The organism is Sphingobacteriaceae bacterium GW460-11-11-14-LB5 (genome assembly GCA_002151545.1).
Lineage (GTDB): Bacteria > Bacteroidota > Bacteroidia > Sphingobacteriales > Sphingobacteriaceae > Pedobacter.
In genome coordinates, this window is sequence record CP021237.1 from 775,852 (window position 1) to 791,243 (window position 15,392).

Sequence of the window (15,392 nt, forward strand, 5' to 3'; positions counted from 1 at the left end):
GTCTCCCGACTTCCGACTCATTTAAATGTTGAATGATTGCTTTATTTATCTGCTCTTTATCTTCGGACTCCGGTCTCCCGACTTCCGACTCGTTTAAATGTTAGATGATTGCTTATTTATCTGCTCTATATCTTCGGATCCCGGTCTCCCGACTCATTCAAATAAATGTTGGATGATTGCTTATTTATCTTCGGACCCCGGTCTCCCGACTTCCGACTCATTTATTCTATATTAACCTGCCAGCTTTTGTGGTAATTCTCATCTTCAATATCCAAGGCATCCTGTGTAAGCATTAAAGGTTTAAAAGGATCGATCATTACCGCCAGTTCATCCGTTTTTTCTTTTCCGATTGATTTTTCTACTGTACCGGGATGTGGTCCGTGTGGAATACCACCCGGGTGCAGGGTAATCTGCCCCTTAAATACACTCTTGCGGCTCATAAAATCACCATCAACATAATAAAGCACTTCATCGCTATCCACATTGCTGTGATTATATGGTGCTGGGATAGAATCGGGGTGGTAATCGTATTTTCGGGGAACAAAAGAGCAAACCACAAAATTATGCCCTTCGAAAGTCTGGTGAACAGGAGGTGGTTGATGCAGGCGACCTGTTATCGGCTCGAAATCGTGAATGGAGAAAGCATAAGGATAATGATAACCATCCCAGCCTACATAATCAAAAGGATGTGTACCATAGGTGTATGGATAAATTAAGCCTTGTTTTTTAATCAGCACTTTAAAATCGCCATACTCATCGTGTGTTTGCAGGTTTTCAGGCAGCCTTAAATCTCGCTCACAATAGGGCGCGTGTTCCATTAACTGTCCGAACTGATTTAAATATCTTTTTGGCGGCCTTAGCGGACTAAAACTTTCTACAATGAACAGCCTGTTCTGTTCGGTATCAAATTCCAGCTGATAAATGGTTCCCCTCGGGATGATCAGGTAATCGCCATAAGCAAATTTAATTTCTCCAAATCCTGTTTTCAGCTTTCCTGAACCTTCATGTACGAAGATCATTTCGTCGGCCTGGCTGTTTTTGTAGAAATAATCGGTCATCGATTTTCTTGGTGCTGCCAAAACGATATGTAGGTCGTTATTCACCAGAACGGCTTTTCTGCTTTTTAGAAAATCATCTTCGGGTGTAATGTTAAAACCAATTAAACTCGTGTGTTTCAGGTGTTTTTCCCGGGCAATTTTTGGCTCAACACTGTACGGTTCACCTAAATGTTTTACAATGGTTGGCGGATGACAATGATAAACCAATGAATATAAACTGGAAAAACCTTCGGTTGATACCAATTCTTCGGCATAAAGATTTCCATCGGGTTTACGAAAAACCGTGTGACGTTTAGCTGGAATCTGCCCCAATTTATGATAAATAGGCATAATTAAATGATGTTATGGTTAGAAAGAAAAAATCCTAATGAATTAACAATCAAAACGACAATGCGTTTCAATTAAAAAAGAAGGGTAAAGAAAATTACAGAGAATATTGAGCCATGATCAGCTTGGATAGCATCTTATAGCGACGGGCCGCAATAGCGTCGTTTACCAGATTAATATGTAATGCTTTTAAGATCATGGTTTTAATGGTGCCAAGGTAAGTATTTTATTTAAAAGTTGAAATTTTAATTACCTTTAATTACTTACTATACGATCATCCCGATGAAATTTATTTTTACATGCTTAATTTTTTTAGCCTTGAGCCAAGCCACTTTTGCACAACAAAAGGCGAAGTACACCATTAGGGTTATAGACCGAAGTGGAAACGCTACAAGAGGTTCTTTTTACGCTGCAGCCGACGACTACTTAACCATCATCAGAAACCGGAAGGATACCATAAAATTAAGTGCCGATAGCATCAGTGCATTATACATTCACCGTAAAGGGATAGCTGCCCCGCTGGCCATTGCCGGAGGTTTAACTTTTTTTGTACTGGCTGCCAAAAGCGATAAACTGGTAGAATCGGTGGTGCTTATTGCTGCGGGTGTACCTGTTGGGGTATCGGGTGGCTTACTGATAGGTGGATTACTCTCCAATAAAAAGCATTACAAGAACCTACAGGCAAAAGATTTTCCTTTAATAAAATCAAACCTTCAGAAATATACCGTGTTAAAATAATAACGTTTAAGTTTTATTTTGAATGCCCTAATTGCTTAGCTTTACCGCGTATTTAACCAAATTGTATATGAAACTAGTATCCTATAAAACCGAAGACAGAGAGCATCTTGGTGTGTTTGTAAATGGGCATATTTATAATTTAAATAGCTGTGATAAGCTTATTCCTGATAACATGAGCGAATTTCTGCAAGGAGGCGAAGTGTTAATGGAAAGAGCAAAAAGGATAGACGATCAAATAAAGGATGGTAGTTTAGCGGCTAAAGAAGAAATTTTTTACGAAATTTTGGCCCCTGTTCCACACCCGACCAGTTGTCGCGATGGATACGCTTTCAGACAGCATGTTGCTGCGGCACGTAGGAACAGGAAGGTTGATATGATCCCGCAATTTGATGAGTATCCAATCTTTTATTTTACCAATCACAATGCTATTCAGGGTACTGGCGAAATTGAATGTATGCCAGATCATTTTGATAAACTGGATTTCGAACTAGAAATTGCTATTGTTATAGGTAAAAAAGGTAGAAATATTAAAGCTGCCGAGGCAGATGAATACATTGCCGGTTATATGGTGATGAACGACATGAGTGCCCGTACCTTGCAAATGGAAGAGATGTTGCTGAATTTAGGCCCTGCAAAAGGAAAAGATTTTTCTACCGTAATTGGTCCGTGGTTGGTAACTCCTGATGAACTATTGCAATATAAAGTGGCACCTAAAGCAGGACACGTTGGTCATGCTTACGATCTTAAAATGACCTGCAGGGTAAATGGCATTGAGGTTTCAAAAGGAAATGCTGCTGATATGGACTGGACTTTTGCCGAAATTATTGAGCGTTGTGCTTATGGCGTAGATATTCTTCCGGGTGATGTAATTGGTTCAGGAACAGTGGGTACAGGTTGTTTTTTAGAGTTAAACGGAACAGGGTTACTTAACGATCCAAATTATAAAGTGCAGTGGTTACAGCCGGGCGATGTTGTAGAGATGGAAATTACAGGTCTGGGCGCTTTAACCAATACGATTACAAAAGCCAATACCGATTTTTCGATCCTGGCGTTGAAGAAGTAAATCCGCGCTTGAATAATGTGTTCCTAATTCTGAATTCATTTCATGATCTTTTTTCTATTAGATGTTATCAATGATAAAATCTAATAGAAAAGTCGTCATCTCGACTGAAGCGCAGTGTAATGGAGAGATCTATGATAGATTTCTCGACTACGCTTCACTCCGCTCGAAAGGACGATCTTTTTAAAGTTTTAATCGCCATTTAATCCTTTCAAATAGTAAACTTAACTACCTGTGCTAACTTTAAATACCTCTGACTTAAGCCCTGTAGAATTGCAAAATTATTTGCAATATGCTATCGCTCCGCGGCCGATTTGCTTTGCCTCCACTATTGATGCCGAAGGGAATATTAATTTAAGTCCCTTCAGTTTCTTTAATATGTTTAGCACAAATCCACCGATCTGCATTTTTTCCCCGTCGAGAAGGGTGCGTGATAATACCACCAAACATAGCCTTGAAAATGTATTGCAGGTTAAAGAGTGTGTAATCAATATTGTAAATTACGATATGGTGCAGCAAATGAGTTTGGCCAGTACCGAATATGCGAAAGGCGTAAACGAGTTCGAGAAAGCAGGATTTACCATGTTGAAATCTGATCTGGTTAGTCCGCCAAGGGTGGCCGAAGCACCGGTACAGTTTGAATGTATTGTAAATGAGGTAATTTCATTGGGCGATCATCACGGTGCTGGCAACCTGGTTCTGGCTGAAATAAAAGTGATTCACATTAATGAAGCTATTTTAGACGAAAACGGCCGGATTGATCAGGAAAAAATCGACCTTGTAGCCCGTTTAGGTGGTGATTGGTATTGTAGGGTTACAGGCGACAATTTGTTTAAAGTGGCTAAACCCCTGGCTAAATTAGGCATAGGTGTTGACCGCTTGCCACATTCGGTCCGTTTTTCTAAAGTATTGTCTGGAAATGATCTCGGCATGTTAGGAAATGTTGAACATTTGCCGAGTGACGAAGAAATCGATTTGATCAATACCCACGCCGAGGTAAAAGAAGTGCTCGATGCAACCATAGGAGATGCAACCAACCGTGAAAGGGAACTACACGAACTGGCCAAAAAGTTTCTTCATCATGGAGCGGTAGAACTTGCTTTAAAGGTTGTTTTGCTTTAAATTTATTAAAGGTAATTTATAAGTTATGCATACAATTGTTCAGGTAGATCAGTACATCATTAATTCGGCAGCATTTGCGATCCCCATTTTAGATCATTTAAGAAATCTGGTACATAAGGCCGATGCACGGATTGAAGAAAAAATGAAGTGGAGCATGCCATTTTTTGATTTTAAAGGCACGGTTTGCCATATGGCATCCTTTAAACACCATTGTGCTTTTGGTTTCTGGAAAGGTTCGTTAATGCAGGATGAGTATGGCATTTTCAAAGAACGTTCTGAAGCGATGGGTTTTTTGGGGAAAATAACTTCTTTAGAGGATTTGCCTTCGGATGAGATCCTGATTGCGTATATACAACAGGCCATTCAATTAAATGAGGATAATGTAAAATTGCCGGCAAAACCAAAGTCTGCAGAAAAGAAAGAACTGGTTATACCAGAATATTTAATGGAAGCTTTACAGGAAGATCCTGAGGCATTGGCGGTTTTTCAGAATTTTAGCACATCCAATAAAAAAGATTATGTATTGTGGCTTGAAGAAGCTAAAACAGAAGCTACCAGACAAAAAAGACTGGTTACCACATTGGTATGGCTTGCAGAAGGCAAAACAAGAATGTGGAAATATAAAAAGTAAGTTATATAATACTTACAATTTTCATGAAACGGGCCTTATAATGGCCATCAAGATCCGTAATGGTTACCTGATGCGCTTTACCCGAAGAGGCATGGATAAACTTGATCCCATTTTCATCAATAGAATAAACAATCCCAACATGGCCTATTCTTCTTATTCTTGAATTACTGCCTGTAAAAATCAATACATCGCCTACTTTGGCGTTTTCCAGGCTGGTTTCTTTACCCGCGTAGCTAAACTCGCGTGAAGAACGTGGAACCTTAAAACCAAAATTACTGAAAACATAACTCACAAAACCTGAACAATCAAAGCCAACTTTGGGATTGCTTGTTGCATAACGATAGGGGATACCTAACATACTTTTAGCAAATTCGATTAAACTTTCAGACTGGTTAGCCGGCGAATGGTTTGATGATTTCTCCTCTTTAGGCAGGCTGGCAACAAGTTTTTTAACTAATTCCTGGTATTGAGCCGGGATGATGGTTTGGGCTTTTCCTGCCGTGGCAGACAAAATGAAAAACGCAATCGGGACTATTATTTTCTTCATATGTTGGAACCAAAGATATAAAAAATATCCAAAGTCGATTAAAATGTTGAAAATGAGTGCAAATAAAACGAGGCTGTATCCTAAATATAGGATTGTCATCCTGAGTCTGTTGAAGGACCTTGTTGAAATGTCTCGCAAGACGTTTCGGGAAGCTCAACATGACAAATTCGAATGGAATTACAACTTAGGATACAGCCTCTTCTGATTAAAATATTTAAATACTTGGGAACATGGTTTGTGCCCGCTCTCCAATTAATGGAATAGGTTTTTTTTCGCCCTGGAATGCAGCAATTAGTCCGATAATCCACAATACGAACAATCCAATTTGAACAATGCGGAGTATATAAACGGCATCTATAAAACCAGTTGCAAAAATTAAAGGAATTAAAAATAAGCTTAAACCCCAGCTCACAACAGTTGATACCAGATGGAACAGCAGCGTTTGTTTTAAATGGTATCTGCTCAATTCGGTCTGATTATCTTTATACATGGCGAAATAGGCAATTAACCAGCCAATAAACCAAAAGTAGCTTATTATTGCGGCATTTTTTCCATTGTCGGCTGTTTTAAAAGGAGAGTTTGTTTCCATAGGTTTTTAGTTTTTCGATTTAGCATGTAAATTACTAAATAATATGGATATTATGGTGTGGTAACAGCAACAGGCAAAATCTTTCCATTAAAAAATTTATGTCCGGTTTTTGCAAAACCAGCAACGTATTTTCCCATTTCGAAGGCCATAACCGGACTTTGGTATCCAGGGAAAGCAGCTTCGAGCATTTCAGTTTGTGCTGAGCCCAAAGCGAGGCAGTTTATTTTAATTCCTGTTTCAGCCAATTCAAATGCTAAACATTCTGTTAAGGTATGTAGTGCCGCTTTACTTGCAGAATAAGCCGAAAGGCCCGGGAATTTAACGCTTCCTTGAAAACCGCCCATACTTCCAATGTTTACAATATGGCTTCCAGCTTGCATTAATGGTAAAATACTTTGGATCATCCTGAAATGCGAAATCACATTGCTTTGCAACATCTCGCCAAGGTCAATTTCGGTAGTTTCTAAAAAAGGTTTATTAATTAGGGCTCCTGCGTTATTAATCAGGATATCAACAGTCCCTAATCGTTCTTTTAAAAACGGAATTAATGCAGCGTAATCGTCATTTACAATATCAAATTCTACTGGTAAAAGTGTACAGTCGGGATTAATGCCTTTAGCAATTTCTAAGAGTTTACGCAGTTTATCGGCAGATCGGGCAATGGCTACAATTTTGTTCTCTTTCTGTAAGCTAAATTCTAAAGCAGTTTCAAAACCAATTCCACTACTTGCACCTGTAATTATAATGTTCATTAAAAAAAGTTAAAATTGTTGGGTATTTAAGAGATGAGTTCGTCATGCTGAATTTATTTCAGCATCTATTTGTATTAAACATATCATAAAATTAATAAAATTAAAGGTATGGGTCAATCCTCCACAATCAACTGGCTTACCGGGTTTTTAATTACATGCAAACCATCACTGATTAATTTGCTGTGATCAAGCTCCCTGCCAGCTTTGATTTCCAGATAAACCTGAATTTCTTTTTCCAGCTGATGATAAATCTTTTTATGGTAAATAATTTCCAGAATTTCCAATGCACAAAGCCAGTCCTGCCTGTGGTTCGTTTTAAGTTGTGCAAAGATTTCGGCAAGCTGATCCAAACCTTCGCCACTTTCCCTAATCGCACGAACTGTTTGGTATAAACCGTGCAGTTTTAATGTTTTATCATCGTAAACAATCTGATGCGTTTTCTCATTGCTTATTAAAGTAATCTCCTCGTAGGCGTCTTTATCGGCGGCACCATTAAAAACTGAAACAATCGTTTCACCTATCGCCATATCGTAAATGCCCCATTCGGGTTTAAACAAGATGTTTCCATTACCTTCTGTAACCCTACAATCTTTAAAGGCAATTAAAAGAAGCTTATCGTTTTCTGTAATAATATCCTTAACTGTACCAATTACTTTAATGCCGCTTTCAAATATAAGTTCAGCCTTTTCGCCTAAAATTACCCCCAGGGTTTGTAAATCATTGGGCTTGTAATCTTCTAATGCCTTTACAGCATCTTTTAACTTACCCACAGGAGACGAAAAACCGTCAGCATGGTAGTGTTTTCCATGACCTGCTAATTGCTTTCCGTTAAATGCCAGTGCCGAAGGACCAGTTGTTTTAATAAAAGTGACCTCATCTTTTGTACCCACACCAATATCGGTAAAAACACCGCTTACTTGTAAACCCGAGCTATAAACAGCCGTGGCCACATTTTTACAGGCAATTGCTTTCATAATGCTTTCTGTTCCACCTTTTCTAAAGGCCATGGTGTTGGCAAAAGTTTCCAGAACATCAATCAGGTTTTGGAATGTTTCGGTTACAAAAAGCTGCGGTTGTGGTTTTGTAATATCGTAGGCATAGTTAATCGTATCAATGTTGTACCAAAGTTTCTCCACATCACTTTGCATGCAGGTTGCACTTTCACCAATAGAAGAAAGCAAGCCCGCGCCATAAATTTTAGGGTTCTCTAAAGTACCAATTAAACCATATTCAACTGTCCACCAGTGTAAGCGGCCAAGTAAAGCCATTTCAGAAGGCTCGCCCATATTTTCACTAATGTAGCGCAATTCCTTTTCTGCTTTTGCAATCTGAAATTCATCAGCATCTACAGCTTCTTTCAAAATCGATAGTTTCCTGATGGCTTCGTAAAGTTCAAAATCTTTAGCCGAAAACATGGCTTTGGCACCAATCGAGCCAAAATAACTTAAATAATTGTTGTAATCGGTATCGGCGATAATTGGGGCGTGGCCAGCACTTTCGTGTATAATATCGGGGGCTGGTGTATATTCGATGTGGTTAATCTGACGGATATCTGCCGCAATAACCAGTACACGGTAAGCCTGATACTCCATAAATGCTGCTGGCGGAATAAAACCATCAACGGTAACAGCTCCCCAGCCAATCTTGCCCAGGTTATCGTTCATGGTTTTCAGATCGGGAATGTGTTCAATACTCAAACCAGCTCGCTGTAAGCCTTTTATATATGGGTAATAAGCAACATTTTTAAGATAACTATAATTCTGGCGCATCACATAACGCCACACCGCCTGATCGATTGGTGTATATTTTTCGTAATTCTGGTCAACAATAAATTGCTTTAAATGATTGGGCAATTTCGTTACCTGCGCATTATTAAAATCATTAAAATGGCTCATGGTTAATTTGAAAATAAGTTGGTCGGCAGCTAAGTTAGGATGTTGTTTTTATCTTATCAAGAAAGCGGCTGCATAAATTAACAGGTTAAAGTAATAAAGGTTTTAGGGGGGTAAAAAGATGGATTAATCATTAGAAAAGATGCTGTGGTATTTCATAGGGAAGCTTCGGTCGGGCTGTTCGCTGTATTCCCGATGAAGAATCGGGGGATGCCGCTTCCATCCCGTTTAGTTACAAAGGCTTGTGCTGATAAATTAGGTTTTTTAGGCAGTTCGCTGCAAAACGAAAATAGTAGCAAATATTGGCCACCTAAACCCGACTGGCGCGTAAAGCCTGGAACGAGGCACGAGTGAGGACTTGAAGCAAAGGCGGGACAGTAGAAACCGAAGTGCTTGTGGCCTGCTTTCCAAAAAAACATCGAAAATATTAAGGCTTTGGTGGAAAGGTGCTGTGGTATTTCATCGGGAAGCTTCGGTCGGGCTGTTCGCTGTATCCCCGATGAAGAATCGGGGGATGCCGCTTCCATCCCGTTTAGGAACAAAGGCTGGTGCTGATGAATTAGGTTTTTTAGGCAGTTGGCTGCAAAACGAAAATAGTAGCAAATATTGGCCACCTAAACTGCGCCACAAATATTCCGTGCCTCCGTGGCAAAACCATTGCCGAGGGTTATTAATGTTTCTTACCTGCTTTTTTGCCCCCTATTTTTTTAACGCTAAACGTAAAATAGTGCTGATACAGGTAACTGAAAAGTGCCATTAAAACCGATACCAGTATTCTCGAAAGCATGGCTAAAGTTGGGTAATCTCTTAACAGTTCCAGCAAAAACTTCAATAAAACATAATTGGCCAGTATGTTAATGAACTGAAGGTTTAAAAACCGGAAAAGCTGAACCCTGCCCTTTAATTCGCTATGTGTAAATATGATGTATTTGTTGAGTAAAAAACTGGTGGGGATGGCAATGGCATAATCGACTAATAATGATGCGGTTTCTCTCTGAAGCACAATTACGCCAAAATCTACCTCTTCGGTTTTAAAAATGAAAAAGTAAGCAAAATAATAACTTAAGATTCCCAGCAGCAAAGTGCCACCACCAGTGGCCAGGTACCTGAAATTATGTAAGGAAATAAAATTTTTAAAAGGAGGGTGAAAAAAATCTATGACGGCTAAAATTATTTTGCGCATTACTTAAAACGGTTCGTTGTGGTTATTGGGCATACATCAAATTACATAAGCGGTCGTCATCCTATCCCGTAACTTCGGGATCAGGATCTTTTCCTGCGGTCAAGATGCTGAAACGAGTTCAACAGGACGTGGTGGCCTTGAAATATGCAATTATTGTGCACCTTTTATTGTTGGGCGCAATTTACAATTATATTTTTATTGCCACAGTAATAAGATCATTTATACAATTACTCATTATTGGTGTAATACGTAGATTGCGCAACAAAATCAATCACTGCACACCAGGTATAAGAGGGGTGGGGCTGTATGCTTACCCCAACGGTATTGAGCTTGTATTTCTGATCGAGTAAATTAAAACGGTGACCAAGGGAAGGTACACCACAATCTAATAATAAGTGGCAAACAATATCTAAACTGTTCGAGTAACCAAAATCGATATTCTCGCTCATAGCCTTATTGGGGAAGTATCGGGATAATCGTTTCGAAAATTTATCGCCGTTACTGCTTTCGTGTGTATCGAGATTATTCCTGTTTAAATCCTGTGCATGGCTCCGGCTTAACGAAGTTAATTTATCATCAGGGTAAAACATCTGCAGGTTTTTTACGCCACGTAAATGTTTAAGTAAAGAGGTGTAATAGGAATTATTTCTGGTAATCCGGAGTTCATTGTAATTTCTGTACTTCCGCACTTTAGCATTGTAGTTATTGATGTAGTCTTCTAAAAACGTATAATAAAACTTTTCGCCATCAATGCGGATCAGGTTCATATACATCACAATGTTTTTTTCTTCATTGCTTAAATAAGAAGCATTTGCGGCCGTATTGGCCTTGCGAAATTCGGCATCAGTCCATTTTTGGGCCTTAGCCTGACTGGCAAAAAATAAGAGTAAAAGAATGGGTAGAAGTTTTTTAAACATAGGACGATTTTCATGGATAACGTCTTTTAATTTTTTTTATTTCTCGTTTGTTAAAAATAATATCGAGTAAGCAATTAGTTACAGCATTTACCTCATTAAGCAATATGAATATTCGTAATTTTATTTTCATAAAACGATGATGAAAAGAATATTAATACTGGGCTGTTTATTACATTTTGCGGTTTCCTTACAGGCGCAGGTTGATACGGCAACATATAGAGCCGTTTCGAATCAGGTAAAAAAAGAGTTTGCACCAGATAAACGATCTGTTTATTTTAATGTTCAGTTTAAAGGGGATACGGTTATTGCAGAAAGTACATCGGCGCAAGTGCTTGAGGCACTAAATAATCAAACCAAAGATTTTAAGGGCTTCGTTAAAATAAATACACTGCTTCCTTCGAACAAATTGACCGGAATGGAATACGGATTAGCCAATCTTTCGGTCTGTAACAACAGAGCTGCCCCCCAAAATGCGGCAGAAATGATGACGCAGATGATTTTGGGTACACCTGTGCAGGTATTAAAAAAGCAAGGTGGCTATTATCTGGTACGCACACCCGATGGTTACTTATCGTGGACTGACGGTACCGCTGTAAGTGTAATGGATAAAGCGGCTTTTGACCAATGGAAAAAATCGAAAAGGATTATTTTTACTTCCGACTTTGGTCATGCTTTTAGTCAGGCAGATGTGAACTCCTCCCGCGTTTCTGATTTAGTGAGTGGCAATATCTTAGTGTTAACTGGTGAAGAAAAAGCTTATTATCAGGTTCTTTTCCCTGATAAACGTACCGGCTACATTAAAAAAACTGATGCGAAGTTGTTTTCGAGCTGGATTAAAAGGCCTAATCCAAGCGCTGAATCTATTTTAACTACAGCAAAAACATTAATTGGCGTACCCTATCTTTGGGGTGGTACATCTAACAAAGGTGTAGATTGTAGCGGTTTTACCAAAACAAGTTATTTTCTGAATGGGATCATTATTCCGAGAGATGCTTCACAACAAGCTTTGGTTGGCGAAGATGTTGATATTTTAGAACAGGATTCAATCAGCCTGACTAAGTGTCTTAGCAATTTAAAGGCTGGCGATTTACTGTTTTTCGCCGCTGCAAAGCTGAGGGGAACTACAGGGGGGAGGATAACGCATACCGCTATTTATATGGGTGATGGCGAATTTATTCAATCAGCAGGAATGGTCAGGATTAACAGCTTAAAACCCGATGCTGCCAATTTTGATGAGCGGGAAAGTAAAACCCTGGTGAGCGCCAAACGTTTTTTAACCCAGATTGGTAAGCCCGAAATTACAAGGGTAGATCAACATGACTGGTATGGCACCTCAGCCTATTAACGGTTGGGTTGAAGCAGATGTTCAATAAGTTTTAGCGTCATCCTGAGTTCATCTCAGGATCTTAATAGTAACAGATACTGAAACAAGTTCAGTATGACGCAAGGATTTTAATTTATTTTGTGACCCTTGCGCCTTAGCGGTTAACTAAATTTTACAAAAACATACCACCCGATGCTTCAATGCGTTGTGCATTAATCCATCTGGCATCTTCGGTACATAAAAAAGCAACCACGCCGCCAATATCATCAGGTAAACCTACACGGCCTAAAGCAGTATGCGAAGCAATTCCGGCATTAAGCTGATCGTTATCGCGCACTACACCACCACCAAAATCGGTTTCTATGGCACCTGGAGCAACAATATTCGATCTAATTCCTCTTGCACCCAATTCCTTGGCCTGGTATTTTGTTAAGGTTTCCATTGCACCTTTCATCGAGGCATAGGCTGCATAGCCAGGGGTAGCAAAACGTGCCAAACCAGTAGAAAGATTAATAATCCCACTGCCATCATTTAATAATGCCAAAGCCTTTTGGGTTAAAAAGAAGGCTCCTTTATAGTGGATGTTTACCAAAGTATCAAATTGTTCTTCAGTCGTTTCTGCAAATGAAGCATGAATGCCAATACCCGCATTATTAATTAGAAAATCGAATTTTTCGGCATTAAAAACAGATTTCAATACCGTTTTAACTTCCGTAAAAAAGGCATCGAAAGTTTTAGTATCGGCAACGTTTAACTGTAATGCTGCAGCCTGAACCCCTAACTGTTTTATTTCGTTAACGGTATCTTCGGCTTCTTCTTTTTTTGATTGATAGGTAACAATGACACCAATTCCTTTTGCTGCAATTTTTAAAGCGGCATTTTTTCCTAATCCGCGGCTACCGCCGGTTATCAGGGCAATTTTATTTTGTGTTTCCATTTTCTTTAAATTTGTTAAACAAAGTTAGATGGAAAGCCGCTGTAAAAATGGTGATAGCTTAAGTAAAAATGGTGACTGTTTAAGTTTTATATGGTGACAATTTCCTTATTGCCGGCTAAAGACTGGAAATAAGCTTCCCTGTACTGTTTAGGAGTCTGGCCGGAGAAATGTTTAAAAAACTTGGTAAAGTTAGAGGGGTCGTAGGTTAATGTCCTTGCGATTTCGGCAATAGGCATACTTACATTCTGCAACATCGATTTCGAAATTTCCATTAAACGTTCTTCAAAGAAATAACAAGGCGAATAACCTGTTGCCGATTTAATGGTATTGCTTAAGTGTGTGGGGTGAACATGAATAAGTTCGGCAAAATCTCTTACTTCGAACATTTCAGTTGCCCGGCCCGATACCACATCATCTAAATGTTTATCCAACTCTTTCAAAAAATCGGCTGCGATTTCATGTTGACGGGCAAAAAACTTCTGTGGGATTTTCATATCAAAGCGATTCCGGTTTAAACAAATATAATATTCAGCTAAATGATTATGAAATCTGAAACCTATGGTAATGGTATTTGTGACCAAAGGATTACGCGCTATCTGGCAGTTTATGGAAAATTACTTGTTTTTTTTCTTCCCTAACCATAATAAACTGTTGATAATCATTTTATTCTGTGTTTCATTGCCGAAGGTGTAAGAGAGTGTTTTATTGGTTTTATCGTATTTGTGCTCGTAGTCAATGTCATTATGCCCCATGTTTACATAAACCATTTTAAATTTTTTATTGCTCCAAACCACCGGATAATAACCATTATGCCAGATCTCGTGTGCTTTTGGGCCGGTACCTAACGGAAAACTAGATGAATCAATAGATAGTAAAATCTGGATGTCTGGATTTTTTCTTAAATCATTCTGCCAGCGATACCATTCGTTGGGCTGTGCTTTAAAGGTATTGGGCAGGTGTTTGGTTACCGCATGTTTTTTATTTTCTACTTTAAGTATTGCCGATGTTGGTCGCCAGGTATTACTGCCATATTCGCCCGATCCTAAAAAGGTATGGTGGTACCAGTTCCAGTTTTGATCGAAAGCCGACTTTGAAAGGGCAAAGGCAGAAAAATGAAAACCCATCCATCCGCCACCATTTTCCATATATTTTTCAAAAGCTTTGCGCTGTTCGGCTGATTCCGGCCGGGTATCTAAAAACATAACAACCTGATATTTAGCTAGAAACCAGGCGTTTAAATTACTCCAGTTTGCTGTAGAATCGTAGCTGAAGTGATATTTTTCAGCCATTTTAGGAAACCATTTGTTTGCTTCATGAACAAAACTGATGTGCGCCTGATCATTTTTGGCCGTGTAAAAGGCAATGACCTTAAATTTTGGTTTTCCCTGTGCAATAACCATTGAAATGCTGAAAAAAACAGCTAAAATGGTGAGTATCGATTTTTTGGCCTTATACATTTGGTCAGATTAGCTTACTAAATTAATAAAACGCAGTTTAATTGAATTTGCCTTAGAAAATAACAAAGCCAGAATGTGGTTTTACAAACAGTTCAATCGATTGATATTATGATTTCAATTCAAATACCTGTAGTTTTTTTACGAATCTTTCCCTTTGGTACCAATCGTTATAAACCAGTTCTATCTGTTTTACTTCGAAAGTGCCAAAATCAAAACCCCTGTACTTTTCGATCAGATTAAGCAAAGTATCTATATGTTTCAGCTCCGATCTGAAACGGATTACTGTAGCATGGGCAGTTTGGATGGTATAACGTTTATCGATGCTTTGTTGCAAACCTGAATTTTTAAAGCCTGCCCGTAAATCGTCTCTGATTTCGTTTAAGGTATCCGTTAAAAAACCTTGAATTAAAATACAGGATGGTGATGCCGTAAGCCCTTTAAACTGAATTTTGAAACTTTTATGCCTCGCAAGCACCTTTTGGATAAGCTGAATATAGTCCTCCACCTCAATATCCTTTAAATCGAAGCCCTCATAACAGGAAATGATAGACATTAAGGTAATGTGGATATCTGAATTTTGATAATAATATTGATCAGGTTCAATGGCTTCCGCTTCCGCTAAAAACTGTTGGATGTTGGTGTTGGTTGCCGCATCAGGCCTGATGACCAAAGTGAGTCCAAAACGCTGGTCAGTATTTGAATCGATTAAATGATCTGTTTCATATCGGCCAGCTGATATTTTCGCAACAGCGTCGGTATACAGTTTATGGTAATGTTCGGCTAAATTCATTTTTTATACACAAAAAAGTCGCAGGGGTAAAACCTGCGACTGAACTATTTATCTTGTGAGATGCTGAA

At 38.9% G+C, this 15,392-nt stretch carries 17 protein-coding genes; 5 read left to right on the top strand and 12 right to left on the bottom strand.

All coding sequences use genetic code 11. From position 1 onward, the window contains the following. Positions 1-221: 221 nt before the first annotated feature. On the bottom strand, positions 222-1,388 hold the full coding sequence (locus CA265_03135) for a homogentisate 1,2-dioxygenase (protein ID ARS38724.1): 1,167 nt from the start codon (positions 1,386-1,388) through the stop codon (positions 222-224). A 279-nt stretch (positions 1,389-1,667) separates the two neighbouring features. On the opposite strand from CA265_03135, the gene CA265_03140 reads away from it, so the two are divergent. The 4 genes from CA265_03140 (at position 1,668) to CA265_03155 (ending at position 4,936) form a co-directional block, all read left to right on the top strand. Then, the gene (locus CA265_03140) at positions 1,668-2,123 is read left to right on the top strand and encodes a hypothetical protein (GenBank protein ARS38725.1); all 456 of its coding nucleotides are present in this window, start codon (positions 1,668-1,670) and stop codon (positions 2,121-2,123) included. A 67-nt stretch (positions 2,124-2,190) separates the two neighbouring features. Next, entirely contained in the window at positions 2,191-3,186 is a 996-nt protein-coding gene (locus tag CA265_03145) for a fumarylacetoacetate hydrolase (GenBank protein ARS38726.1), read from the top strand. Positions 3,187-3,417: 231 nt separating this feature from the next. Then, entirely contained in the window at positions 3,418-4,305 is an 888-nt protein-coding gene (locus CA265_03150) for a flavin reductase (GenBank protein ARS38727.1), read from the top strand. A gap of 25 nt (positions 4,306-4,330) precedes the next feature. Then, positions 4,331-4,936, top strand: a complete 606-nt coding sequence (locus CA265_03155) for a hypothetical protein (protein ID ARS38728.1) — start codon at positions 4,331-4,333, stop codon at positions 4,934-4,936. Position 4,937: 1 nt separating this feature from the next. On the opposite strand, the gene CA265_03160 is transcribed toward CA265_03155, so the two are convergent. The 7 genes from CA265_03160 to CA265_03190 form a co-directional block, all read right to left on the bottom strand. Next, positions 4,938-5,582, bottom strand: a complete 645-nt coding sequence (locus CA265_03160; GenBank protein ID ARS38729.1) for a hydrolase — start codon at positions 5,580-5,582, stop codon at positions 4,938-4,940. Between the two features lie 115 nt (positions 5,583-5,697). Next, entirely contained in the window at positions 5,698-6,072 is a 375-nt protein-coding gene (locus CA265_03165) for a hypothetical protein (protein ID ARS38730.1), read from the bottom strand. 50 nt (positions 6,073-6,122) lie between these two features. Further along, on the bottom strand, positions 6,123-6,824 hold the full coding sequence (locus tag CA265_03170; protein ID ARS38731.1) for a short-chain dehydrogenase: 702 nt from the start codon (positions 6,822-6,824) through the stop codon (positions 6,123-6,125). Positions 6,825-6,937: 113 nt separating this feature from the next. Then, complete coding sequence (locus CA265_03175; GenBank protein ARS38732.1) at positions 6,938-8,719, bottom strand: phenylalanine 4-monooxygenase; 1,782 nt, start codon at positions 8,717-8,719, stop codon at positions 6,938-6,940. Between the two features lie 152 nt (positions 8,720-8,871). After that, a complete protein-coding gene (locus tag CA265_03180) occupies positions 8,872-9,243 on the bottom strand; it encodes a hypothetical protein (GenBank protein ARS38733.1) in 372 nt (123 codons plus the stop codon). 143 nt (positions 9,244-9,386) lie between these two features. Beyond that, positions 9,387-9,899 carry a hypothetical protein gene (locus CA265_03185; protein ARS38734.1) on the bottom strand — a complete coding sequence of 171 codons (513 nt, stop codon included), beginning with the start codon at positions 9,897-9,899 and terminating at the stop codon, positions 9,387-9,389. A 227-nt stretch (positions 9,900-10,126) separates the two neighbouring features. Further along, positions 10,127-10,816 (bottom strand): hypothetical protein, encoded by a 690-nt coding sequence (locus CA265_03190; protein ID ARS38735.1) that lies wholly within the window; start codon positions 10,814-10,816, stop codon positions 10,127-10,129. Between the two features lie 136 nt (positions 10,817-10,952). On the opposite strand from CA265_03190, the gene CA265_03195 reads away from it, so the two are divergent. Then, the gene (locus tag CA265_03195; GenBank protein ID ARS38736.1) at positions 10,953-12,161 is read left to right on the top strand and encodes a hypothetical protein; all 1,209 of its coding nucleotides are present in this window, start codon (positions 10,953-10,955) and stop codon (positions 12,159-12,161) included. Between the two features lie 151 nt (positions 12,162-12,312). Here the strand turns inward: CA265_03195 and CA265_03200 are convergent, their stop codons facing one another. From CA265_03200 to CA265_03215, 4 genes are all read right to left on the bottom strand, one after another. Continuing rightward, positions 12,313-13,077: a short-chain dehydrogenase gene (locus tag CA265_03200; protein ID ARS38737.1), complete on the bottom strand. Its 765-nt coding sequence runs from the start codon at positions 13,075-13,077 to the stop codon at positions 12,313-12,315. An 86-nt stretch (positions 13,078-13,163) separates the two neighbouring features. Further along, complete coding sequence (locus CA265_03205; GenBank protein ID ARS38738.1) at positions 13,164-13,571, bottom strand: AraC family transcriptional regulator; 408 nt, start codon at positions 13,569-13,571, stop codon at positions 13,164-13,166. Between the two features lie 120 nt (positions 13,572-13,691). Continuing rightward, positions 13,692-14,534, bottom strand: coding sequence for a hypothetical protein (locus CA265_03210; protein ARS38739.1), 843 nt, complete (start codon positions 14,532-14,534; stop codon positions 13,692-13,694). A 106-nt stretch (positions 14,535-14,640) separates the two neighbouring features. Continuing rightward, positions 14,641-15,324 carry a mutarotase gene (locus tag CA265_03215; GenBank protein ARS38740.1) on the bottom strand — a complete coding sequence of 228 codons (684 nt, stop codon included), beginning with the start codon at positions 15,322-15,324 and terminating at the stop codon, positions 14,641-14,643. Positions 15,325-15,392: the final 68 nt, after the last annotated feature.

Coding starts and splice junctions, on each gene's coding strand:
- CA265_03140 (ARS38725.1), top strand. CDS start 1,668: ATGAAATTTATTTTTACATGCTTAATTTTTTTAGCCTTGAGCCAAGCC.
- CA265_03160 (ARS38729.1), bottom strand. CDS start 5,582: ATGACAATCCTATATTTAGGATACAGCCTCGTTTTATTTGCACTCATT.
- CA265_03135 (ARS38724.1), bottom strand. CDS start 1,388: ATGCCTATTTATCATAAATTGGGGCAGATTCCAGCTAAACGTCACACG.
- CA265_03145 (ARS38726.1), top strand. CDS start 2,191: ATGAAACTAGTATCCTATAAAACCGAAGACAGAGAGCATCTTGGTGTG.
- CA265_03200 (ARS38737.1), bottom strand. CDS start 13,077: ATGGAAACACAAAATAAAATTGCCCTGATAACCGGCGGTAGCCGCGGA.
- CA265_03190 (ARS38735.1), bottom strand. CDS start 10,816: ATGTTTAAAAAACTTCTACCCATTCTTTTACTCTTATTTTTTGCCAGT.
- CA265_03155 (ARS38728.1), top strand. CDS start 4,331: ATGCATACAATTGTTCAGGTAGATCAGTACATCATTAATTCGGCAGCA.
- CA265_03165 (ARS38730.1), bottom strand. CDS start 6,072: ATGGAAACAAACTCTCCTTTTAAAACAGCCGACAATGGAAAAAATGCC.
- CA265_03185 (ARS38734.1), bottom strand. CDS start 9,899: ATGCGCAAAATAATTTTAGCCGTCATAGATTTTTTTCACCCTCCTTTT.
- CA265_03205 (ARS38738.1), bottom strand. CDS start 13,571: ATGAAAATCCCACAGAAGTTTTTTGCCCGTCAACATGAAATCGCAGCC.
- CA265_03195 (ARS38736.1), top strand. CDS start 10,953: ATGATGAAAAGAATATTAATACTGGGCTGTTTATTACATTTTGCGGTT.
- CA265_03170 (ARS38731.1), bottom strand. CDS start 6,824: ATGAACATTATAATTACAGGTGCAAGTAGTGGAATTGGTTTTGAAACT.
- CA265_03175 (ARS38732.1), bottom strand. CDS start 8,719: ATGAGCCATTTTAATGATTTTAATAATGCGCAGGTAACGAAATTGCCC.
- CA265_03180 (ARS38733.1), bottom strand. CDS start 9,243: ATGGAAGCGGCATCCCCCGATTCTTCATCGGGGATACAGCGAACAGCC.
- CA265_03215 (ARS38740.1), bottom strand. CDS start 15,324: ATGAATTTAGCCGAACATTACCATAAACTGTATACCGACGCTGTTGCG.
- CA265_03210 (ARS38739.1), bottom strand. CDS start 14,534: ATGTATAAGGCCAAAAAATCGATACTCACCATTTTAGCTGTTTTTTTC.